The organism is Marixanthomonas sp. SCSIO 43207 (genome assembly GCF_019904255.1).
In the GTDB taxonomy this organism is placed as follows: domain Bacteria; phylum Bacteroidota; class Bacteroidia; order Flavobacteriales; family Flavobacteriaceae; genus Marixanthomonas.
Genome location: NZ_CP063203.1, coordinates 1,448,669 through 1,472,311, shown reverse-complemented (window position 1 = coordinate 1,472,311; position 23,643 = coordinate 1,448,669). Strand labels below are relative to the sequence as shown.

General features: G+C 35.1%; 19 protein-coding genes and 1 tRNA gene. 6 read left to right on the top strand and 14 right to left on the bottom strand.

Annotated features, from left to right (window positions below; all coding sequences use genetic code 11):
• Positions 1 to 3: 3 nt before the first annotated feature.
• Positions 4 to 981, bottom strand: coding sequence for a YitT family protein (locus tag INR76_RS06910; protein ID WP_223109920.1), 978 nt, complete (start codon positions 979 to 981; stop codon positions 4 to 6).
• Between the two features lie 118 nt (positions 982 to 1,099).
• A tRNA-Val gene (locus tag INR76_RS06905) sits at positions 1,100 to 1,177 on the bottom strand.
• Positions 1,178 to 1,349: 172 nt separating this feature from the next.
• Here INR76_RS06905 and INR76_RS06900 point away from each other — a divergent pair.
• Entirely contained in the window at positions 1,350 to 3,602 is a 2,253-nt protein-coding gene (locus INR76_RS06900; RefSeq protein WP_223109919.1) for a transglycosylase domain-containing protein, read from the top strand.
• Here INR76_RS06900 and INR76_RS06895 read toward each other — a convergent pair.
• The 7 genes from INR76_RS06895 to INR76_RS06865 all read right to left on the bottom strand — a co-directional run bounded on the left by INR76_RS06895 (position 3,599) and on the right by INR76_RS06865 (position 10,628).
• Positions 3,599 to 4,816, bottom strand: a complete 1,218-nt coding sequence (locus INR76_RS06895) for a folylpolyglutamate synthase/dihydrofolate synthase family protein (protein ID WP_223109981.1) — start codon at positions 4,814 to 4,816, stop codon at positions 3,599 to 3,601. The genes INR76_RS06900 and INR76_RS06895 overlap by 4 nt on opposite strands.
• Before the next feature lie 18 nt (positions 4,817 to 4,834).
• Positions 4,835 to 5,653: an energy transducer TonB gene (locus tag INR76_RS06890; protein WP_223109918.1), complete on the bottom strand. Its 819-nt coding sequence runs from the start codon at positions 5,651 to 5,653 to the stop codon at positions 4,835 to 4,837.
• A gap of 61 nt (positions 5,654 to 5,714) precedes the next feature.
• The gene (locus INR76_RS06885) at positions 5,715 to 6,107 is read right to left on the bottom strand and encodes a biopolymer transporter ExbD (RefSeq protein WP_223109917.1); all 393 of its coding nucleotides are present in this window, start codon (positions 6,105 to 6,107) and stop codon (positions 5,715 to 5,717) included.
• The gene (locus INR76_RS06880) at positions 6,107 to 6,808 is read right to left on the bottom strand and encodes a MotA/TolQ/ExbB proton channel family protein (RefSeq protein WP_223109916.1); all 702 of its coding nucleotides are present in this window, start codon (positions 6,806 to 6,808) and stop codon (positions 6,107 to 6,109) included. The genes INR76_RS06885 and INR76_RS06880 overlap by 1 nt, the downstream gene beginning before the upstream one ends.
• A 48-nt stretch (positions 6,809 to 6,856) precedes the next feature.
• A complete protein-coding gene (gene nhaD, locus INR76_RS06875) occupies positions 6,857 to 8,236 on the bottom strand; it encodes a sodium:proton antiporter NhaD (protein ID WP_223109915.1) in 1,380 nt (459 codons plus the stop codon).
• Between the two features lie 33 nt (positions 8,237 to 8,269).
• Positions 8,270 to 9,496 (bottom strand): Glu/Leu/Phe/Val dehydrogenase dimerization domain-containing protein, encoded by a 1,227-nt coding sequence (locus INR76_RS06870; protein ID WP_223109914.1) that lies wholly within the window; start codon positions 9,494 to 9,496, stop codon positions 8,270 to 8,272.
• A gap of 67 nt (positions 9,497 to 9,563) precedes the next feature.
• Positions 9,564 to 10,628, bottom strand: coding sequence for an anhydro-N-acetylmuramic acid kinase (locus INR76_RS06865; RefSeq protein WP_223109913.1), 1,065 nt, complete (start codon positions 10,626 to 10,628; stop codon positions 9,564 to 9,566).
• Between the two features lie 139 nt (positions 10,629 to 10,767).
• Between INR76_RS06865 and INR76_RS06860 the strand changes: the two genes are divergently transcribed.
• The gene (locus INR76_RS06860; protein ID WP_223109912.1) at positions 10,768 to 11,910 is read left to right on the top strand and encodes an acyl-CoA dehydrogenase; all 1,143 of its coding nucleotides are present in this window, start codon (positions 10,768 to 10,770) and stop codon (positions 11,908 to 11,910) included.
• 67 nt (positions 11,911 to 11,977) lie between these two features.
• On the opposite strand, the gene INR76_RS06855 is transcribed toward INR76_RS06860, so the two are convergent.
• The gene (locus tag INR76_RS06855; protein ID WP_223109911.1) at positions 11,978 to 13,870 is read right to left on the bottom strand and encodes a putative porin; all 1,893 of its coding nucleotides are present in this window, start codon (positions 13,868 to 13,870) and stop codon (positions 11,978 to 11,980) included.
• Positions 13,871 to 13,931: 61 nt separating this feature from the next.
• Between INR76_RS06855 and INR76_RS06850 the strand changes: the two genes are divergently transcribed.
• Together INR76_RS06850 and INR76_RS06845 are read left to right on the top strand one after the other, a co-directional pair.
• A complete protein-coding gene (locus INR76_RS06850) occupies positions 13,932 to 14,531 on the top strand; it encodes a ribonuclease HII (protein WP_223109910.1) in 600 nt (199 codons plus the stop codon).
• A gap of 73 nt (positions 14,532 to 14,604) precedes the next feature.
• Positions 14,605 to 17,043 carry a hypothetical protein gene (locus tag INR76_RS06845; RefSeq protein ID WP_223109909.1) on the top strand — a complete coding sequence of 813 codons (2,439 nt, stop codon included), beginning with the start codon at positions 14,605 to 14,607 and terminating at the stop codon, positions 17,041 to 17,043.
• On the opposite strand, the gene lipB is transcribed toward INR76_RS06845, so the two are convergent.
• Positions 17,038 to 17,760 carry a lipoyl(octanoyl) transferase LipB gene (lipB, locus tag INR76_RS06840; RefSeq protein WP_223109908.1) on the bottom strand — a complete coding sequence of 241 codons (723 nt, stop codon included), beginning with the start codon at positions 17,758 to 17,760 and terminating at the stop codon, positions 17,038 to 17,040. The two genes, INR76_RS06845 and lipB, sit on opposite strands and share 6 nt — an antisense overlap.
• Positions 17,761 to 17,926: 166 nt before the next feature.
• Here lipB and INR76_RS06835 point away from each other — a divergent pair, with 166 nt between their 5' ends.
• Positions 17,927 to 20,179: a reprolysin-like metallopeptidase gene (locus tag INR76_RS06835; RefSeq protein WP_223109907.1), complete on the top strand. Its 2,253-nt coding sequence runs from the start codon at positions 17,927 to 17,929 to the stop codon at positions 20,177 to 20,179.
• A 54-nt stretch (positions 20,180 to 20,233) separates the two neighbouring features.
• Here the strand turns inward: INR76_RS06835 and INR76_RS06830 are convergent, their stop codons facing one another.
• The 3 genes from INR76_RS06830 to INR76_RS06820 are packed head-to-tail and all read right to left on the bottom strand — an operon-like array spanning position 20,234 to position 21,728.
• Positions 20,234 to 20,767, bottom strand: a complete 534-nt coding sequence (locus INR76_RS06830; protein WP_223109906.1) for a hypothetical protein — start codon at positions 20,765 to 20,767, stop codon at positions 20,234 to 20,236.
• A gap of 59 nt (positions 20,768 to 20,826) precedes the next feature.
• A complete protein-coding gene (locus INR76_RS06825) occupies positions 20,827 to 21,564 on the bottom strand; it encodes a hypothetical protein (protein ID WP_223109905.1) in 738 nt (245 codons plus the stop codon).
• Between the two features lie 2 nt (positions 21,565 to 21,566).
• Positions 21,567 to 21,728, bottom strand: a complete 162-nt coding sequence (locus INR76_RS06820; protein ID WP_223109980.1) for a YqaE/Pmp3 family membrane protein — start codon at positions 21,726 to 21,728, stop codon at positions 21,567 to 21,569.
• A gap of 120 nt (positions 21,729 to 21,848) precedes the next feature.
• Here INR76_RS06820 and lysS point away from each other — a divergent pair, with 120 nt between their 5' ends.
• Entirely contained in the window at positions 21,849 to 23,543 is a 1,695-nt protein-coding gene (gene lysS / locus INR76_RS06815; RefSeq protein WP_223109904.1) for a lysine--tRNA ligase, read from the top strand.
• Positions 23,544 to 23,643: the final 100 nt, after the last annotated feature.

Below are 23,643 nucleotides of genomic sequence, written 5' to 3'. Positions count from 1 at the left end.
GCTCTATTTAATCTTTTTTAAAGGCTTTTTCTTTATCATGCCGCCTTTAGCATCTTTTATAGACGCCATTATTATAAAAGCTTCGTGATCAATTTTATCAATTTCAGTTTTAAGTTTTGACATTTCCAAACGTGTAATTACAGTATAAATAACATTTGTATCTTTTAACTGCTCGCCACTTTTTGCAAAACCGTTTTGTGCTTTATAAATAGTACATCCTCTTCCCATTTTACTAATAATGGCTTGGCGTATTTCTTCATTTTTTTCTGAAACAATAGTAACTCCCATAAACTCTTCAATACCATCAATAACAAAATCAACTGTTTTTGATGCTGCAAAGTAGGTTAATATGGCATATAATGCTATTTCAGTAGATAGAAAATAGGCTGCAGTCAAGAAAATGAGGACATTAAATATTAAAATAACATTCCCAACCGTTAAATTTGTTTTTCTACTTAAATATATAGCTAGAACTTCAGTACCATCAATAATAGCACCTCCACGAATTGCCATCCCTATCCCCAGACCTAAAAACAATCCACCAAAAGTTGCTATTAATATTCCATCTTCAGTTATTGAAGGAATAGGAATTAAATAAAGAGAAAGAGATAAAAATAAAATACCGAAAACACTTTTTATAGCAAAGCGTTTACTTATGGCAAAGTAGCCCAAAATTAAAAATGGTAAATTGATAAAAAAGATTAAAATAGGTAGTGAAATACCAGTCAATTCTTTCACAATAAGTGATATTCCGGTTACGCCACCATCTATAAAAGAATTGGGTAATAAGAAACCTTCCAATCCTAAAGTTGCTGATAATACACCAATAATCAAGTAAATAAAATCTGAAATCTCGTGTTTAATTTCTACAACAAGATTATCAGCTTTTTTTTGAATTAGTTGCTCATCATTATTCGTATTATCCTTTCTATAACGACGTTTAACACTCTCAACTATAATATTTCTAATTATTGGATTCACTCAGGTTTTTTTTGTGATACTAAGATAAGCAACCCACAGTAAGTAGGTGTGATTAAGTTGTAATATTTAAAAAATATAGGGAAATAAAAAACCCGATGAAAAAATCATCGGGTTAAAGTGGTGGGCGCGAAGGGATTCGAACCCCTGACCCCTTGGGTGTAAACCAAGTGCTCTGAACCAACTGAGCTACGCGCCCTTGCTGTTAGCGGTTGCAAATATAAGCTACTTTTTAATACCCACAAACAAAAATTTAAAAAAATTATATCATTTTCAACAAATATCTTTTATGCAGATGATAAAGTTACGTTAAACACATAATCTACGAGATAAGATTACGTTTATTTGTCAGGTTAATAGCACAATTGAGTATGCAAAAAACAACCTTAAAAAAATACGGTAAATTACTTCTTAAAATTGCTGGAGGCTGTTTAGGTATTTTATTTCTATTCATTTTAAGCGTTTATTTTGGGGTTTGGGGCTCCATTCCAGGTAAGAAAGAAATACAAAGCCTTTCGCAGTATAAAGCTTCTGAAATTTATGACGTAAATAATGAACTCATAGGAAAGTTTTATCTTTCAAACAGACAACCCATTCCCTTCTCTCAAATACCGCAACACGCCATTGACGCTTTATTAGCTACAGAGGATGTTCGGTTTTATGACCATAACGGTATTGACACTAGAAGTTTAGTGCGCGTATTCTTCAAGACAATTTTACTACAGGACGCTAGTAGTGGCGGAGGAAGCACCATTACACAACAACTAGCCAAAAACCTCTTCAAAAGAAAAAATTATGGATTTTTGACAATTCCGGTGGTTAAAACCAAAGAAATGATTGTAGCTAGAAGACTAGAAAACAATTATGATAAAAAAGAAATACTCGAACTCTATTTTAACACCGTTCCCTTTAGTGGTAACACCTACGGAATTCAAAGTGCCGCGCTCAAATTTTTTAATAAAAATGCCTCAGACTTATCACCGTCTGAAGCAGCAACATTAATAGGAACTTTAAAAGCTACGTACACCTATGATCCAAACAAGTTTCCTGACCGAAGCCGAAAAAGAAGAAATGTTGTGCTCTATCAAATGCATAAATATGGTTTTTTAAACGACACCAATTACAACACGTATAAAACAGATTCATTAACATTGAATTTCGGAAATTTTGATGAACAAAAAGGCCTTGCAGCTTATTTTAGAGAAGAGTTACGTACAAAAATGGCAGCTTGGTGCAAAGAAAATTCAACAAAGGAAACTCCATACAATTTATACACAAGCGGTTTAAAAATCTATACAACAATAGACAAAAAAATGCAGCAATATGCCGAAGAGGCAGTTGAAGAACATCTTAAAAATCTTCAAAAAAATTTTGAAAACGAATACGGAAATAACGCTCCTTGGCTTAAAAATAAAGCATTAATTAGTTCGGTTGTAAAAAGAACTACTGCTTACAAAAAACTTAAAGCAACTGGAGTTTCAGAAAAAGCTATTCTCGATTCTTTGAGCAAGAAAAAGAAAATGCAATGGTACACACTCGATGGTGACAAAGAAGTAAGTGCACGTACCATAGACAGCATTCAACATTACTTAAAGTTTTTAAATGCAGGGTTATTAGCTATAGACCCATATACAGGAGCAGTAAAATCTTGGGTTGGCGGTGTAAACTTTCAGCATTTTAAGTATGATCACGTTAAAAAAAGTAAACGACAAGTAGGGTCTACCTTTAAACCAATTGTGTATACAACTGCTTTGGACAATGGCGTACAACCATGTGATTATTTTTCAGCAAGAGAAGTTGAGTATGAAAATATGGAAGGCTGGAGCCCTTCAAACTCGGGAGATATTGAAGAAAAATACCTTAATTATAGTTTAAAAACTGCATTGAGTAAATCGATCAATACAGTTTCAGTAAAAGTTTTGGAAGAAGCCGGGATTGACAATACCATAAAAATGGCAGAAAAAATGGGCATTACATCAACCTTACCAAAAGTACCTTCATTAGCACTCGGAACTGCCGAAATATCCCTAGCAGAGTTAACAGGTGCTTACGCAGCTTTTGTAAACAGCAGCAAACCTGCCTCACCACATTATCTTTTAAAAATTGAAAATGATAAAGGAGAATTAATAGAAACGTTTGAATCTAAAAAAGATACTATACAACCCGCTTTTTCTGAAAGCACCCGACAGATAATGATAGAAATGCTACAATCTGTTGTTAATAACGGTACGGCTACTCGCATAAGAAGCACATATGGCATAAAAAATGATATGGGAGGAAAAACCGGAACTACACAATCAAATAAAGATGCTTGGTTTGTTTCTGTAATGCCAAAATTAATTACCGCTACTTGGGTAGGAAATGACGACCATCGTATCGGTTTTAAAACAACTAGAACCGGTCAAGGAGCCAATGCAGCATTGCCAATTGCTGCAAAATTGATTCAAAAAATGAATAAAGACACTGTTTTTAATAAACTTACCGAAGCCCAATTTAAACAACCTTCTGCCAGTGTAATTAAAATGCTAGATTGTGAACCTACCAAACGTGACGGATTTTTCAAGCGTCTTTTTACCAATCCTGATAAAAAGAAGAAAACCAACTTTAAAACTAAAAAGGACTAAACAACTTCAGCAACTGTGAATGTGCTTCCGCCAATGTAGATTAAATCTTGTCTTGAAGCATTTTGTAAAGCCGCCATATAAGAATCAAGTACCGATCTATAAACAGCCCCTGTTAACTCAAACTTTTCTGCTTCAGCAGCTAAAGTTAAAGCATTCAAACCTCGAGGAACACTTGGTTTGCAAAAGTAATACGCAGCTTTTTTAGGAAACAACGGCAATACGATCTGTAAGTCTTTATCATTTACAACACCCAGTACAATATGAAGTTTTGCATACTTTTCACTTTGTATTTGCTGAAGCACCAATTGCAAACCTTCTTTATTGTGAGCCGTATCACAAATCACTTTTGGCCCTTCTCTTAAAATTTGATACCGCCCTTGAAGACCTGTATTTTTAATTACATTTAAAAAACCTTGCTGAATTATTGCTTCTGAAATATTCCAATTTTTACTTTGAAGAACACCCAAAGTTGCTATTGCAGTTCTTTTATTTTTTTGTTGATAAACTCCCTTAAGGTCACTTTCATAATCTGAAAGAGTTAAGTCTTCAGCAAATAAAATAGGTGCCTTTTTTGAAGATGCAATGGCTTTAAACACCCTTTTTGTTTCTGAAACAGTTTCACCTATCACTACGGGTACAGATGGTTTTATAATTCCGGCTTTTTCTGTGGCTATTTCAGCATATGTATTTCCCAAAAAAGCTGTGTGATCAAAACCGATATTTGTAATCACTGACACCTCGGGAATAAGAATATTGGTACTATCAAGCCTACCGCCCATTCCTACTTCAATAATAGCAATATCTACCTGTTGTTTACTGAAATAATCAAAAGCCAAGCCCACAGTCATTTCAAAAAAAGAGAGTTTTTGCTTTTCTAAAAAAGATTTGTTTAAATGTACAAATGAAACGACTTCTTCTTCAGAAATCATAGTTCCATTAATCTTTATACGTTCTCTAAAGTCTTTTAAATGTGGTGACGTATACAATCCTACTTTATAATCTGCTTCTTGTAAAGTTGAAGCCAACATATGGCTTACAGATCCTTTTCCATTGGTTCCGGCTACGTGAATAGATTTAAATTTTTTTTCAGGATTCTGAAGATGTGAAGCTAAAGCCAGTGTGTTTGATAAATCTTTTTTGAAAGCAGTTTTGCCTATACGTTGATACATAGGCAACTGTTGATATAGCCAGGATATGGTTTCTTGATAGTCTATGAGATTATAGTTTTAAGTTTACTCTGAAAGACTAAAATTGTAAATAATTTTACCTATTTGTTTGGCAGGTGCTTCACTATCTGAATTAAAACGTGTTGCTAAAGCTGCTCGTTTTGCAGGTTCTAGTAAGCATCGAGAGTTATTTGTAGTACCTCTTACACCGGGTGTTGCACTGATTACTTTTCCGTTTCGGTCTACTTCAATACTCACCACTACTTTCCCCGCTTCATTACAGTCCTGCACATACTTTTCTTTATTAAGCGCTTTTCTGCCCCCTAATAAATAGTTTCCGTCACCGTCTAGTCCTTTTCCGGTTCCATAATAGCTTTTTGCATTGGGGTCGCCATCGGGGTCTCCTTTATCTCCTGCTGTTTTATCATTACCTTCACTTCCTTTTGCTGTACCGTCGCTTTTGGGAGCATTAATTAAATTTGATAATGCATCGGTTGTGGTTTTATCAGGTTTTGGGTCTGGTTTTTTTGGTGTTTCTTTCGGTTTTTGTTTTACAGGCGTTTCTTCTTGAACTTCTTTTTGTTTTTCTTTTTTAATAACAGGAGCTTCCTCTACATCTTGCGTCAACACTTCTTCTTTAATTTCAGTTTTTGATTGTGAAACAGGTGGTGGTGTAGTTTCTTTGGGTGCAGATTTGATAGGCTCACTTGGCTGAATGTTTCCGCTTCCAGTATCCATAGTACCAAAATTGACTGCAATACCATTTTCAGGAGGCGGATCTAAGTACGTTAACCCTACATAAAATAACAAAATGAGTAAAACCACATGTAAAATTACCGTGATTGTCATACTCTTTTTTTTATGTTTTGTGTCTAAAAAGGACATGTTGTGAGGTTCGGGTTAATTATAATTAAACACTAAAAATGTTTGTATTGCTATGCGTTGGTTAGTTGGGGCGCACCGCCAATACAATTTTGTAGTTATTTTTATTAGCGACGTCCATAACAAAAACAGCATCTTCAATAGGTACGCCTTCTTCTGCACGTAAAACGATTGTGGGCTCTTCTTGACCTGAAAGAATACTTTTTAATTCTTTTTCGATGGTATATTCACTTACTCGTTCTTTATTTACATAATACGCTCCGTCTTTGGTAATACTTACGGATGCTTTCTGCACGTTTGTTGTTTTCCCTTTTGCCTTAGGTAAAATTAAATCTAAAGCATCTGGAGTAATTGCTGGTGAAGTCAATAAGAAAAATACCAATAACAGAAATACAATATCTGTCATGGAGCTCATACTAAACTCGGGACTTATTTTATTTCTTCCTCGCAAATTCATTATGCCGGTTCATTTAAAAGGTCTAAAAAGTCAACTGCAGTAGCTTCCATTTGATGCACCACTTTATCGGTACGTACTACTAAGTGATTATAACCCATATACGCAATAATACCAACTATTAATCCTGCTACAGTTGTTGTCATAGCCGTGTAGATTCCTTCTGCCAAGGCACCCATTTCTGCTTGACCGCTACTTGTAGCCAATTGATGAAATGCCAAAACCATACCAATTACAGTTCCTAAGAAACCAATCATAGGAGCAGCTCCGGCTATCGTTGCTAGTATACTTACGTTTTTCTCTAGTTTGTATACCTCTAAGCGCCCTGCATTTTCAATAGCGGTGTTAATGTCTTCAAGCGGACTCCCTATTCGTGAAATTCCTTTTTCAGTAAGTCTTGAAACAGGACTATCTTGTTGAGCACAAAGTACCTTAGCCCCTTGAATGTTGCCACTTGCTACATGGTCACGTATTTGATTCATAAAGTTGCTATTTACTTTGGAAGCAGCTTTGATAGCAAAAAGCCTTTCAAAATATATGTATACAGCAACAAAGAGTAGAATGAAGAGTACACCGATAATAATTTGGGCTCCCAAGCCTCCATTCATTACAAGTTCAAGTACAGAAAGTGTTTTTTCAGTTGTTTCAGGGTCAACAGCTTGTGTTGTTTCTTCAGTACCTTCCTGAATTAAGAAGTTTAGCATAAATTATTTACAGTTTTATTGAATAACGACAAATAGTCTTAGAAATTGTTAAGCGTGATGAAATATCACACGTTCAAATAATAAAAATACTCCGGCACCTACAATGAATCCTATAAAGGCCAACCAAGTGATTTTCTTAAGATACCAGATAAAATCAATTTTTTCCATTCCCATAGCAGCAACACCTGCAGCAGAACCAATGATAAGCATACTTCCACCGGTACCGGCTGAGTAGGCAATAAAATGCCATAAAACTGAATCGGTTGGAGATTCATACATTCCCATAGATGCAGCAACTAGCGGTACGTTGTCAATGATTGCAGAGAATATTCCTAGAAGAATCACAACAATATCTTGATTAGGTATAGCCATATCTAGTTTTTCTGCGGCATAACGAAGTGTTCCTACTTCTTCTCCTCCTACTACTCCATAAACTAAAGATTCAAGTCCGGCGACTGCCATTAAAATTCCTAAGAAAAATAGGATACTTGATATTTCAATTCGTGACAGGGCTTTATGAGCAGAATATAAATGTCTACGTTCACTGGTAAAATCTTCTTCTGGATGAATGTATTCTGAAACTAGCCACACAACACCTAGTGCAAGCATCATTCCTACATAAGGCGGCAAATGTGTAAGTGTTTTAAAAACCGGAACCGATACTATCATTGCCAATCCTAAAAATAACATTGTTTTACTACTTAATAGTCTTACTGCCTCTGAATCTTCTGTAGAATCTACTTCAATCATTCCTCTGAAAGGTTTTAAATAGCTTGCAATAAAAAACGGAACAACAAAACACACAATTGAAGGCAGAATAACAAACTCTATTAATCCTGCTGCTGTTACTTTATCATCGATCCATAGCATTGTGGTGGTAACATCACCTATTGGAGACCAAGCTCCTCCAGCATTTGCGGCTACAACAACTAAAGCTGCATACCATAACCTATCTTCTCTTTTATGTATTAACTTACGAAGTAATGTAACTAGTACTATGGTTGCAGTTAGGTTATCTATTATTGCTGAAAGAACGAAAGCTAATATTCCTATAATCCATAGCAATTTACGTTTGCTTTTGGTTTTTACAGCTCCCTTAAGTATTTCAAAACCTCTATGTAGATCAATAATTTCTACTATGGTCATCGCTCCTATAAGGAAAATTAAAATTTCAGCTGTTTTTCCTAAATGGTGTAAGAGCGTGTTTTCAAAACCTTCTTCGGCTATTTCACCGCCGGAGAGAAAGTTAAAAGCATTTTCATGAGTATCTATAATATCAAACCATCCGCTATGAAAACCAACAGCTAGTACTGCCCAAATCAAAGCTGCCATTATTAAGGCAGGTACAGTTTTATCTAGTTTTAAAGGGTGTTCAAGTGTAATAGCTAGATACCCTATTACAAAAATTAAAATGATAATTGATTCCATAGTAAATTAAGTGAAGTTATTAATGACTACTATCTATACCAATTGCTTAAGAGCAATCTCAAAGGCAGTTTTACTGATATTGGTTTTTGAACTGTTATTATCAAATGTATTTTGAATGGCATTTTTAATAGTCATAGAAGTATCATTAAAAATTGCTTCATCTGTCATTTGTACTTTACGTTCCATAAAGTAAGCAAATACGCGGGCCATCCCACAATTACTTATAAAATCTGGTATTAAACTTACGCGCTCATCGGTGTATTCCATAATAGGACCAAAGAAAATTTCGGTATCTGCAAATGGCACGTTTGCTCCACAGCTTATAACTTCTAAGCCACTTTCTATCATCTGTGATATTTGATCTTTGGTTATTAACCGAGAAGCCGCACAAGGAGCAAAAATTTCTGCTTCTAGAGTCCAAATTCTATCATTCATTTCATCAAATGAAAGCATAGAATCTGCAACAAGCGTATTTCCTTTTTTGGTTAAGAATAGTTGCTTGATTTCTTCAAAAGTATAACCTTCTTCATTGATAATACCGCCTGCTCTATCTATAATCCCCACTACTTTGGCGCCCATTTGAGCCAAATAATAAGCTGCAGCTGCACCAACATTTCCAAAGCCTTGAACTATTGCTTTTTTTCCTTCTACAGAACCTCCATAAATATCATAATAGTGGCGCACTGCTTCGGCTACACCATAACCGGTAATCATATCTGCCACAGTATATTTACGCATCACATCTGGAGAGTAGGTGTTGTTTTCCAAAACCTTGATAACACCTTGTCTTAATTGACCAATTCGGTTTATTTTATCGGCTTCGGTTGGTGTAAAATGTCCTGTAAACACTCCTTCCTGTGGATGCCAAACACCGCTTTCTTCGGTAATAGGAATTACTTCATGAATTTCATCTACATTTAAATCACCTCCGGTTCCGTAATAGGCTTTTAATAAAGGTGACACAGCTTTATACCAACGCTCAAGAACGCCTTTTTTACGAGGATCTGCAGGGTCAAAATTGATTCCTGATTTAGCTCCGCCTATCGGTGGCCCAGAAATGGTAAATTTAACTTCCATTGTTTTTGCTAGAGATAAAACTTCGTTTTTGTCTAGCCCTTCTCTCATTCGAGTTCCTCCGCCGGCAGCGCCGCCTCTTAAAGAGTTAATGACTGTCCAACCTTCTGCTTCGGTTTCTGGATCATTCCAATGAAAAACAATTTCTGGTGATTTATTTTCGTACTTTTTTAGTAGTTCTTTCATCAAATTGGTGAGTTAAGTAGCAAATATAAAAAACTTACAAACGGTTGCTCTTCTTTTTTAGTAAATTTTAGCAACCAAACACATAGCCCGAAACATGGTTTTTTGATGCCCCTGTAACACTTGAGAGGCAATTTATTTCATCACGCAAACGCAAAACCCCCAACAACCCAAATATCAAGGCTTCTTTGTATTCTACCAGTTGATTTGAAGGTATTTCAACCTCCAGTTTTTTTAATGATTGCAACCGTTTAATTAAAAAAGAATTGTAAGCTCCACCACCCGTGATTAATATTTTTTTTCCTTCGGAAAATTGACGTGTTAATTGTATTGCAATATGCTCTGTAAAAGTGCGCAAAATAACGCTTGGTGACTGCTCTGATGATTCCAAAAGCGGAAAAACATAGGCTTTAACCCATTCTAATCCTAAAGATTTTGGTGGTGATTCATTATAAAAATGCAGCTGGTTTAACCTAGCAAGCAACACTTCATCAACCTCTGCAGAAGCTGCCATTTTTCCATCTTCGTCAAAAGGTTTCCCCAATTTTTCTGCATACAGATTGAGAACAATATTTACAGGACAAATATCATAAGCAATACGATTTGTATCCTTTTCAAAAGAGCAATTGGCAAACCCTCCTAAATTTAAACAATAATCAAATTCTGAAAACAACAAACGATCACCTATAGGAACCAATGGTGCTCCTTGACCACCCAATGCCACGTCTTGTACTCTGAAATCACAGATTACACGTTGTTTAATCAAACTTGCAAGTTCTGGTAAATTTCCTATTTGAAGAGTAATTTCCATATCTGGTTTGTGCAAAATAGTATGGCCGTGACTGCAAACTGCGTCTAGATCTTTTAATTCATTTCTTGAAATAAACGAAGTAAGTATTTGAGAAAGATAATTTGTATAATTAGCATTCAGTTCGGTTAGTTTTTCTTCAGAATAATGCACCGCTTCTCGAAGTGTTTGCTTCCAAGTTGTGGGATAAGGTATTGTCTCTGAAACACCTATTGAAAAACTCCACGTATTATCTTTTGAAACCGTAAAGAAACACTCTGTCAAATCAACACCATCTAGTGATGTACCGCTCATTACACCTACAACGTGATATTCGGTTTTTTCCATTGTATAAAATTAAAAAATGTATAGGTAAAAACAGCGTAAATAAACGCTCAGTATAATTATAAAAGTTGACTTTGGGATTTATGCATATAAAACGGTATCTTTGCAGCACTTTTTTAAACACTATTTTTAAATTAAACTTATGGATTTCAGTCTTTCCGAAGAACACATCATGATTCGTGACGCAGCACGAGATTTTGCTAACAATGAATTAAAACCAGGTGTTATTGAGCGCGATAACAAACAAGAATTCCCAACTGAGCAGGTTAAAAAAATGGGCGAATTGGGCTTTCTTGGTATGATGGTAGACCCTAAGTACGGCGGTGGCGGTATGGATACAGTAAGCTATGTGCTAGCCATGGAAGAGCTTAGTAAAATAGACGCGTCATGCTCTGTAATTGTTTCAGTAAACAACTCCTTAGTTTGCTGGGGACTTGAAACCTACGGAACTGAAGAACAAAAACAAAAATATTTAACCAAACTTGCAACCGGAGAATCTATTGGAGCATTTTGTTTAAGCGAGCCAGAAGCAGGTAGTGATGCAACATCACAGAGAACAACTGCCATTGATAAAGGCGATCACTATATTTTAAACGGAACAAAAAACTGGATTACCAACGGTGGAAGTGCAGATTACTATTTGGTAATTGCGCAAACAGATAAAGAAAAAGGTCACAAAGGTATTAACGCTTTTATAGTTGAAAAAAGTTGGGATGGATTTGAAGTAGGCCCTAAAGAAGATAAACTAGGAATTCGCGGAAGTGACACTCACACCTTAAACTTTAACGACGTAAAAGTACCTAAAGAAAACCGAATTGGCGAAGATGGATTTGGTTTTAAGTTTGCAATGAAAACCCTAAGTGGTGGCCGTATTGGTATTGCAGCACAAGCATTGGGGATTGCCTCGGGAGCGTATGAATTGGCTCGTGAATATTCAAAAATAAGAAAAGCGTTTGGTACTGAAATCGCAAACCATCAAGCTATAGCTTTCAAACTAGCAGATATGTATACCGAAATTGCTGCTGCACGCCATCTAGTAATGAAATCTGCTTGGGACAAAGACCAAGGTAATAATTATGACATGAGTGGCGCTATGGCAAAACTATACGCTAGTAAAGTTGCAATGGACACAACAGTTGAAGCCGTACAAATTCACGGTGGAAACGGATTTGTAAAAGAATATCATGTAGAGCGATTGATGCGTGATGCAAAAATCACTCAAATCTATGAAGGAACTAGCGAAATTCAGAAAATTGTAATCTCTAGAGGGTTATTGAGAGATTAAAATTTAATATCATTATAAAATAAAACCCGGCTTTAAGTCGGGTTTTTTTATTGAGTAAAATATTAACTTATAAGAAGAAATTCCACACGAGACCAAAACGTATCACAGCATCTCGATATGGATATCCCGGAGCTGAAAATTGATCGTTGGTACTTTTAAACAGTTGATTAAAGTGTTCCCATTTAAAGAAAATACGTGTCTGTTTTATTTTTCCGCTTATAAAAACATCGAGTAACGGAAAACCTCCTAGTTCTTGATCATTCTGCACATAAAATTCGGCCAAAACAGGATCATATCCATTCATATTATACTTTGTAAAATATTTAAATGTAACTCCTGTTTGTAGAAATAATGCTTTTTTAAATAATTCGTCTTGAAAATAAAGTGTATTTCTAGTCACTAATTGTGGCACATTAAACACTTCATCTCCTCCTACTGCTTGTTGAAACAATAAAGTATTATCTAGTGCAAATTTTCCATACTTAAATTCACGCTGCGCCTTCACCTTTAGATAATCTACACGCTCACCATATTGTTGCGGTGTAGGCGTAGAATCATTTTGCTGAATTGTATAATAAGTATAATCATCTATACCCGTGTAACTTACCGACGCATTTAATAACTTTTCTGATTGTAACTCAAAAGCTAATTCTTGTGTTTTTACATTTTCAAAATTATTTTGCCAATTGTAATTTACATAATCACTTTGATACAATTGAAAACCAAAATTGGGCGCTACCGAATGTAATGTAGCAGATGCTTCTACTTTTGTATCATCGTTAAAGGAAAATGACGCTGCTCCTTGTAAATAATTAGCATCATAATCACCCGAGATGTTAATAGCCCCTTTTCCGGAAAGTTGAAAACCACGATATTGTTTTTTATAACCGGCACCAAACTGTATTAAATTTCCTTGTAACCGGTTGTTAATTCTTCCTTCATCCAAAATTAAGACAGAATTGTATCCGTAATTATAATCGGTATAACCGGCAAAAGCGCTTATGGTACCTAACAGACTGTTTTCAAGCCTAGCGTAAGCTTGCACATTAAAATCTTCTAGATTGGTTCTGGTTCTCAGGTTGGTTGTTTCATATGCGTCTCCGTAGTTTTCAAAAGGAGCATCTTGTGTATACAGAAAAGACTTTTCTTCATAGCTAAAACGGTTTCCAACAGCCAATACATTATAGCTGGTACTGTCACGCTGGCGTATTAATTCATATTCATGATCAGCATAAAAACGCAACCCTTTTAATAAGTTTTCTGCATCTTCAAAATTTACATCTATTCTACCTCTATCATTAAATTCTGGATCGTCATTTACAAATAAATCTATTGAGTTTGCAGGCAAACCACCATTTTCTTCATTTAAGATATCTTGTGCCACCACATGGGCGCGCACTTTGTAACGTTTGTTTTTGTTGGTATAATTGGTTGTAAAACGAAAATTACCTGTACTAGTGAGAATATTTTGATAAATACCTAACGAACGAACGCCTTTATAAGCCACTGAAAAGTTAAATCGCTCGTTTGTATTTACAGTAAAAAAAGCATCAAGTTGTTGTCCTTGTTCAAAAGCTGTTTTGAAGTATAATTCAGTTAAAGGTGTAGGAACATTGTAATAACTAATGTCTTCACTATCCATATAATTAAAATGGTGTGACTGCGCTACAAAAAGAGGTTTTAAATTTAATTGATCAAAATCGTATGCTAGCGAATTATAGGTTTGTCCTACATTTGAAAAAGGCAACAACTCAAATTGATCCCTTCGCAAATAGTTAAACTTGTAAAGTTTTTTTACACTCAAAGAAGTATCTACATAAGTAGTATCTCTATCTGCTGAAACGATTTTATATAAATCTATGGGAGGTTTTTCAGGTTTCTCATCAACTTTTGTTGCTTCTTGGGCAATCAAATTTGTTGTTAACAGCAGGAAAAAAAGTAATAAAAACGGGTTTTTCATAGATTTTTTACTTTCAAAGCAAAGGTATACTTTTGAACGGAATTCTTTCTTTTAAATTTTAATGCTGAAACTTAAAATACATAAAAATTTACTAGAGTGCGGAACAGATGAAGCCGGAAGAGGCTGTCTTGCCGGTCCAGTAACAGCTGCAGCAGTAATATTACCAAACAACTTTACGCATCCTTTTTTAAACGACAGTAAACAACTTTCAGAAAAAAAAAGAACCGAACTTAAAAAAATTATTGAAACAGAAGCTATCTGTTATGCGTACTCGCATGTAATGATGCATGAAATTGACGAAATAAATATTTTAAACGCCTCTATTTTGGCTATGCATCGTTCTATTGAAAAACTCACCCAGCAACCAGAATTTATCGCCATTGATGGCAACCGCTTTAAACCTTACGGAAATACACCTTTTGAATGTGTAATCAAAGGAGACAGTAAATACCTGCATATTGCTGCAGCTTCTATCTTAGCAAAAACCGAACGAGATGCTTTTATGGCTCGTATTCATCAAGAACACCCACAATATAATTGGAAAAAAAACAAAGGATATCCCACCAAAGAACATCGTCATGCTATTAAAGAACTAGGTACAACAGCTTACCATCGCAAAAGTTTTAAACTTTTACCAGAACAACTAAAGCTTAATTTATAGCTGTTAACAACCCGTCAATAAATCATATTCATCTTAACTTATTCTAGGCAAATTACTTGTTATTTTTGTAGTAATGAGGCACAAAAATTTTTTAGCAATTTTACTACTTGTTTTGTTTTGGAGTTGTAATCAATCCAATTCAAAAAAAGGGGAATTAATAGATTTTATTCCGAAGGAAAGTAAGGTGATTTTTAAAATTTCAAATTTTGAAACGTTACAAAGTGATTTAAAAAACAACGGTATTGTTTCTGCTCTAAGCGAAACAAAAGTTTCCTCCTATTTTACTAAAGACCATGCTATTTTTAAGTATTTAAAACCAAAAAATGAGAGTTTCCTCTGTATTGGCAACCGTAACGATAGTATCACAGATTACACGTTCATCACCCGCCAAGACTCAACTCTTTTTGTTACCGATTCTATAAAAAACCGCTCTATTGAAACATTAAAGTTTGACGGTATTGCTCTGCAGCGAGTAACTATTGACAATAAAGTTGCTTACACTGCAATACAAGATAGTGTTTTTATGGTGAGTTCTTCTCAACAGATTATTCAAGATATTTTAAAAGGTAAAACCGAAACTAATATCGATATAAAAAAAGCGATTTCAATTAAAGAAAACAGCGAACTTACAACTGTCATTAACAACCCGTTTGTTTTTACATCTGACTCTACTAAAATTCAATTTGCCTCTACAATGGCGCTAGATGTTTCTGTGTTGCCCAATGCATTAACCGCTACCGGTGTAGTTTTAGCTCGAGATACAATACCGCAGTTATTAAATGTTTTTGAAGGTCAAGTACCTCAACAAAATGATCTGGAACAAATTATCCCTTCTGCTGCTCAATTTGCTGTTTCATATACTTACAATGATGCGATACAGTTTACAAACAACTTAAAAAACTTCCAAAAAAAACAGACTGAAGGTGATATTAATACGCTGTTAGGTTCTGTAAATGAATTTGGCCAAATAAACCTTAGAGAAGGAAATGCTGTGGTGTTAAAAAGTATTGATGTTGATATGACCAACGAAGCTTTGGGGCGTTTTGTTTCAGAAAACAACACCTATCGAGAAACGGTTATTTATGATTTTAACCAACCCAAAATTATACATCAAAACCTTGCCCCGCTTATCAATTCAACCACACTAAGCCAAGCTTTTCAATTGGATGATTTTTTTGTGATTACAGAAAACGAAGCCACAACACAAGCCATTATCACAGCTTACAAAAACAATGATGTGCTAGGTAAAGGACACAATTTTGAAGATGCTTCTGAGCAGTTGAGCAACGCATCTTCTATTTTGGTCTATGCATTGGGTAATCAAATTACAACTTCATTTGCTCCTTATTTTTCTACAAAAACTGCTTCTGAAATTGAAGCTATTAATTTACAGAAATATCCGCTTGCAATGCTTCAGTTTAGTTATGACAGTAATTTTGCACACGTTAATTTGGCGTGTAAAGAAGCCTCTTCAGAAAAGCAAAAAACAGGAAGCGTTACAGAGCAATTCAGCATTGAACTTGAAAATACAATTTTAGGTCAACCTCAACTATTTACCAATCATCGCACCAACGGAAAAGATATTGTAGTTCAAGATATTGAGAATAAACTGTATTTTATTTCTGAAGAAGGAAAAACGCTTTGGACCAAAAACTTAAAAGAACCTATTCTTGGTAAAATTCACGAAGTAGATCTATTGCGTAACGGAAAAAAACAATTGGCTTTTGTAACCCAAAACACCTTTTATGTTCTTGACAGAACCGGAAATAATGTTTCTCCATTTCCGCTTCAGTTTAAAGATGAAATCACACAGCCATTAGCCGTTTTTGATTATGATAATAACCGAAAATACCGTTTTATCATCACGCAAGGGAAAGAGATATTTATGTACAATAATGAGGGTAAAATTGTAAAAGGTTTTACGTTTGAAAAAGCAAAAAGCAACCTTGTATTGCCGCCACAACACATACGTATGGGCAATAAAGATTACATCGTGATTGCTGAAGAAAATGGTCACTTAAACATTTTGCACAGAACAGGAAAAGTACGCGTACCAGTATCCAAAAAATTTGATTTTTCTGAAATTCCTATTGAAGAAGAAGACACAAATTTTGTAGTTATCACAAAAGATAATGCAAAAATAAGCATATCTCAAAGCGGAAAAACGACCACTCAAAATCTTGACGTAAGCAATAGTTACGGTTTTGTAGTCAATGGTAATGTAAAAGCCACGATGGATGATAACTTATTGCGCATTAATGGAAAATTGACAGAATTGCCTTTTGGAATCTACACGCAACCCCAAATTTTCACAATTAATAGAACCAAATACATCACCACAACTGAAACTCAAGAAAGCAAAGTGTATGTGTTTGATAATACAGGTAATTTACTTAATGGGTTTCCGGTTTATGGAACCTCATCGGTAGATATGGGTGCATTGTCATCACAAAGAAAAGCAGGTATAGTCACAAAAGGTTCTGACAAAGAATTAATTCTATACGCATTATAAAATTGCAGTATTTTTTTCGATTAGTTGTGCATTAAACAAGGTTGCGAAATGCTTCAAAAGTTTTGATTTTACTTCCGCTTCTGAAATTTCTGCTTTTCCTAATTCTACGTGTAATGAAGTAACAGCTTTTCCTTTAATTCCACAGGGAATCATATGATCAAAATACCCTAAATCTGTATTGACATTTAAGGCAAAACCATGCATAGTTACCCATCTACTTGCTCGTACACCCATTGCACAAATTTTACGTGCAAAAGGAGTTCCTACGTCAAGCCAAACACCGGTTTCACCTTCAGAGCGTTCTGCTTTAAGGCCATATTCTGCCAGGGTAAGAATAACCATTTCTTCTAGAAGCCTAAGGTACTTATGAATATCTGTAAAGAAATTTTCAAGATCTAGAATAGGGTATCCTACAATCTGTCCTGGGCCGTGATAGGTAATATCGCCGCCTCGGTTAATTTTATGAAATGTTGCACCAATTTCAGTTAGTTTTTCTTCAGAAATTAAAAGATTTGAAAGGTCACCGCTTTTCCCTAATGTATACACATGTGGATGTTCAACTAATAAGAAGTAATTAGGAGTCATTTCGTCAAGCTGTTGACGCCTGTTTTTTACTTTGGCATCAATAATTTTTTTAAAGAGCACTTCTTGATAATCCCAAGTACCTTGATATTCTTTTTTACCTAAATCTTGTAATTCTATCTTAGTATTTACCATTTTAATAGTTCTGCATTTCCAATAGCAAAATTACCATTATAATAACAGAAATGATGCATTATTGACCACTACTATCACTTTAACACTAAAAACTTATTACATTTCTTTAAATAAACGTTAAAGAGCGTTATATTTACGCTAAATATTTATGAATTAAATCCTAATGATGAAAAAAATTACATGTAAACAAGTTGCATTTCTATTATTCACTATTTTTAGTGTAGGAATGCAAGCTCAAAGCAATTCGTCTTTGTGGACTCCTATCACCGCAGATGATGTAGCTTTACAAGCAAAAGGAACAAGGAATTTTATGCCTTCTGAATTTAACCTTTTCAATTTAAACACTGAAAATTTTGAATCTATTTTGGCTAATGCTCCTTCGAGAAAAAGCACTACAACTTCAAACGTAATTATTGAGCTTCCTGGAGTGAATGGAAAGCTTGAAAAGTTTAAAGTTTTTGAAGCGTCAATACTTAATGAAGAATTACAACAAAAGTTTCCGGGGATTGACTCATATATAGGTCAAGGTATTGATGATCCTTCGGCTATGGCACGTTTTAGTGTATCACAAGTAGGTGTGCACGTGATGATTTTATCTGCTAAGCACTCAACTATATATGTTGATCCTTACACAAAAGACAAGTCTAGTTACATCACATATTCTAGAGCAAGTCTTCCTGCAGATACAAACAATTTTGTTTGTCACGTAGAGGACACCTTACCACAAGACCTTCCAGATATGGATGATGAGCCTGTAAGAAATGCAGATGACGGTACTTTACGTACATTTAGACTTGCATTAGCTTGTACTGGTGAATATTCACAATATCATTTAAACGAACAAGGTGTTGATCCAGGAGAGCCTGACAGCGTAAAAAAAGCAGCTGTTTTAAGCGCTATGAATGTTGCAATGACTCGTGTAAATGGTATTTATGAAAGAGACTTAGCTGTAACTATGGAAATTATTGCAGATAACGAAGATCTTATCTTTTTAGATGGCGGAACAGACCCTTATACAAACAATGATGGTGGAGCTATGTTGAGTCAAAACCAAAACACTTGTGATAACATTATTGGAAGTGCAGGTTATGATATAGGCCACGTATTTAGTACCGGTGGCGGTGGTATTGCTCAATTAAACTCACCTTGTACTTCAGGAGGTAAAGCAAGAGGTGTAACTGGCTTGCCACAACCTATTGGAGACGGTTTTTATGTTGACTATGTATCTCACGAAATGGGACACCAATATGGTGGTAATCATACACAAAACAACAACTGCCAACGCTCACCTGCTTCAGTAGAGCCTGGTAGTGCTTCTACAATTATGGGATATGCAGGTATCTGCCCTCCAAACGTTCAAAACGTAAGTGATGATTATTTTCATGCTATCAGTATTCAAGAAATGTGGAATAACATAACAAATGGAAATAGTACTTGTGGAGCTGAATCAGCTACAGGTAACGATGCTCCAACTGCAGATGCGGGACCAAACTATACACTGCCAAAATCTACACCGTTTATTTTAAGAGGTGAAGGCTCAGATCCTAACTCTGGTGATGTATTATCATACAACTGGGAACAGTTTGATGCTCAAGTTGCCGCTATGCCACCACAAAGCACTTCAACCGGTGGTCCAGCTTTCCGTTCATTAGACCCGGTAGCGACACCTGATAGATATATGCCAGCTTTATCTACCGTATTAAATGGATCTACACAATCAACTTGGGAAGTTGTACCTTCTGTAGGACGTATTTTAAGATTTAGATTAACGGTACGTGACAACGTAGCGGGAGGATCTGCTAGTGCAAGTGACAACACATTACTTACAGTTGACGGAGACTCAGGACCTTTTGTAGTTACCTCTCAAAGCGAAACACCAGGTTGGAAACAAGGCACGCAACAAACTATCACTTGGGATGTGGCAGGAACTGATGCATCTCCTGTAGATAGCCCTAATGTTGATATTTTATTAAGTTTAGACGGTATTAACTATGATATAGTTTTAGCTGCTGCTACACCTAACGATGGTAGTCAAGTAATTACTGTACCAGATGTGGACAATACTTCTACTGCTAGAGTTATGGTAGCAGGAACAGACCACCTATTCTATGCTTTAAATGCAGAAGATATAACAATTGATGAAAACTTAAGCGTTGATGAAGTTGCTTTAGAGAACTTCAGCGTATGGCCTAACCCAACTACTGGTATTGTTAACTTAGAATTCATTACTAACGGTTCTAGTAAGGTTTCAGTTGCAATCTATGACATACGAGGAAGAAAAGTAGCTAGCCAAGAGTTTAACAACCAAGGCGGAACGTTTAAAGAGTCATTCAATTATAGTTCATTAAATTCAGGAATGTATTTTATGACTGTTGAAAATGGCGGAAGAAAAGTTACAACTAAACTATTGAAGAATTAAAAACCTTCACAACGTATAATTAATAAGGGACGCTTTATGCGTCCCTTTTATTTTTTACAATTGTATTGTTTTATTAATAGTAGTTAATTTATGAGAGGTTTCATCTACTTTAAAACGCAACATAAACTGAACTTCATTTTCTTTTTTAGTAACTTGTAGCGTACCAGATTTTACCTTATAAAACCCTGCTTCTCCTTTACAATAACATTGTTTTCCATACAACAATTGAACATCTTGTAAAGATGCATCGCTTTTGGTAAACTTGGTAGCACTAGCAGGAATTTCAAAATGAATTGTTTCAGAATAATCACCATCAGCAGTTCCTTCAGGACCTTTTTGTGAAAAGGAATAAACCACAACGATATTATCTCCCGATGTAATTTCAGGATATAATGCGCCGGTTCCGTCTTCTTTTACAACTAATGTTTTACCTTTTTGAATAGTTGCCGAACATTCACCATTTTCAGGGCACGAAGTAGATATTTCCATTTGGTCTGTATTTGTAGTACCATCAGACACCGTGTTGGTATTGGTTGTTTTACAAGCGTTTACCAACAATAAGGGTAGAAATAAAAAATAAAGTTTCATATATTAATTTTTAAGTTTAACACGTAAGGTACTTAAAAATCAATAAAGTTTTATAAAAATTAATTCTCCAATTCTACTTGTAAGTCTAAAACATCTGGATTTTTGAAGTAGTCTAGGAAGCTTTTTTCTACAATAATAGTTTTTCCGTCCAAAGAATAACTAGCATCTTCAATTGATGATGATTTTATTTTCTTCGGAAACGTATACTTCAACTTATAATTCATACTACTCATGAACATCTCGGCACTTTGTAAACTATCTTTTTGTTTTTGATACATTGCCTCATCTTTAATGTAAGAGTCTCTGGTAAAAGTATTGTTTGAATATTCATACCGAATACCAATTACATCACTCGAAGGGTCACTACTCACTTCACCTCCTCCGGGAGTACTAGGTATCAATGAAGATGCTTGATTTATACTACTCATAAGGTTATTTGCTTCTTCTATAGAAGAAAAATCTACAAAAACATCAATAAAAAATTCACTGGTTTCAGGATCCATAAATGTACGTAACTTATAATCCTTTAATTTCATCAATTTTTCTTGTTCTTCTTTAGGCAACTTTGCAATGCTATCTTTTTTTTCTTCCAAAAACGTTTTAAAAGCCACAGTGCTGTCTATTTTTATCATAGTACTATCCATATCCATAGATTGCCCCATCGCCATCATTTCTTTCATATCAATATTCATAGATACGCGTCCTGTACCATCTTCTTGAATGACAAGAGTTTCGGTAAATTGACAAGCAGTAAACATTACCACCACAAGTAATAAAAGGAGTAGTTTTTTAATCATAATTAGTTTCTGTTAGGGTTATTTAAAATTATGAGTGCAGCTATTACACCGGGAATCCAGCCCATAATTGTAAGAATTAATACAATCAAAATAGAACCACATCCCTTATCAATAACCGCTAATGGCGGAAATAAAATGGATAGAATTACTCTCCAAACACTCATCGCTAACAAATTTACAATTAAAAATTTTAAGTATAAGTCGTTGTAATTTCCTTTTGTTACAACTATTGGTTTGCAGCATCTTTGTTGGTATCTTTGCGACTTCATTTTTAGAAATAATATATGCAACTTTCAGAACAGGAACAGGTAAGACGCCAAAAGCGCGAACAACTTCAAAAAATGGGTATTAACCCGTACCCGGCAGATTTATTTGAGATTACAGATAGTACCAAAAACATTAAAGAGGATTTTTCTGAAGGTAAAAAAGTTACTATCGCAGGTAGATTAATGTCTCGTCGTATTCAAGGTAAAGCCTCATTTGCTGAACTACAAGACAGTGAAGGGCGCATACAAGTGTATTTTAACCGTGACGAAATTTGTACAGGAGAAGACAAATCTTTGTACAATGATGTATATAAAAAACTTCTAGATATAGGTGATTTTATCGGTATTGAAGGTGAATTATTTACCACAAACGTAGGTGAAAAAACCGTTATGGTGAAAAACTTTACGTTGCTATCAAAAGCGCTACGCCCTTTACCATTACCAAAAGTAGATAGTGACGGGAACAAATATGACGCATTCAATGATCCCGAGCAGCGTTATCGTCAACGATATGCAGACCTAGCCGTAAACCCACACGTTAAAGAGGTTTTTATAAAACGTACCAAGCTATTTAACGCAATGCGTACCTTTTTTAATGAGCGTAATTATTTTGAAGTAGAAACTCCAATTCTACAGCCTATACCCGGCGGTGCTGCAGCAAGACCCTTTGTAACGCATCACAACTCACTTGACATTCCACTATATATGCGAATTGCCAATGAGCTTTATTTAAAAAGATTGATAGTAGGTGGTTTTGATGGAGTTTATGAGTTTTCTAAAAACTTCAGAAATGAAGGAATGGATCGCACTCACAATCCAGAGTTTACCGCTATGGAAATCTATGTAGCCTATAAAGACTACAACTGGATGATGGATTTTTGCGAACAGCTTTTAGAGTTTTGTGCTACCCAAGTAAATGGAACCACCGAAGCCACGTTTGGAAAACATAAAATTGACTTTAAAGCACCTTATCCAAGAGTAACAATGGCTCAAGCCATCGAAAAATATACCGGTTTTGATATTACCGGAAAAACAGAAGCAGAAATTAGAAAAGCTGCCGAAGACTTAGGTGTTGAAGTTGATGATACTATGGGTAAAGGAAAGTTGATTGATGAAATATTTGGAGAAAAATGTGAACCAAATTTCATACAACCTACCTTTATCACAGATTACCCAAAAGAAATGAGCCCTTTATGTAAAGAGCATCGAGACAACCCAGAACTTACAGAACGTTTTGAGCTAATGGTCTGCGGAAAAGAAATCGCTAATGCGTATAGCGAACTCAATGACCCAATCGATCAACGAGAACGTTTTGAAGCACAATTAAAACTAGCAGATCGTGGTGATGATGAAGCTACTCAATTTATAGATTTTGATTTTTTAAGAGCTTTAGAATACGGTATGCCTCCTACCAGCGGAATGGGCATCGGAATGGATCGTTTAATCATGTTTTTAACCAATAATCCATCTATTCAAGAAGTGCTTTTCTTCCCACAAATGAAACCAGAAAAGAAAATAACCGTAGCGCTTAATGATTCTGAAAAAATTGTTTTTGAATTACTAAAGAAAGCAAACAAAATCGATCTTAACGAACTAAAAGAACAAAGTGGATTGAGCAATAAAAAATGGGACAAAAGCATTAAAGCCCTAACCAAACATAAATTGGCTAAGGTCAACAAAACAGATGACGGCCTCTTCGTAGAACTGGTTTAGTAAAAACGAAAAGACCTTTTCAGTAAATTGAAAAGGTCTTTTTTTTGTGAAGATTTTTGATACTTGATTAGATTGATTCCAAATTAAAGCATTTTTCAAA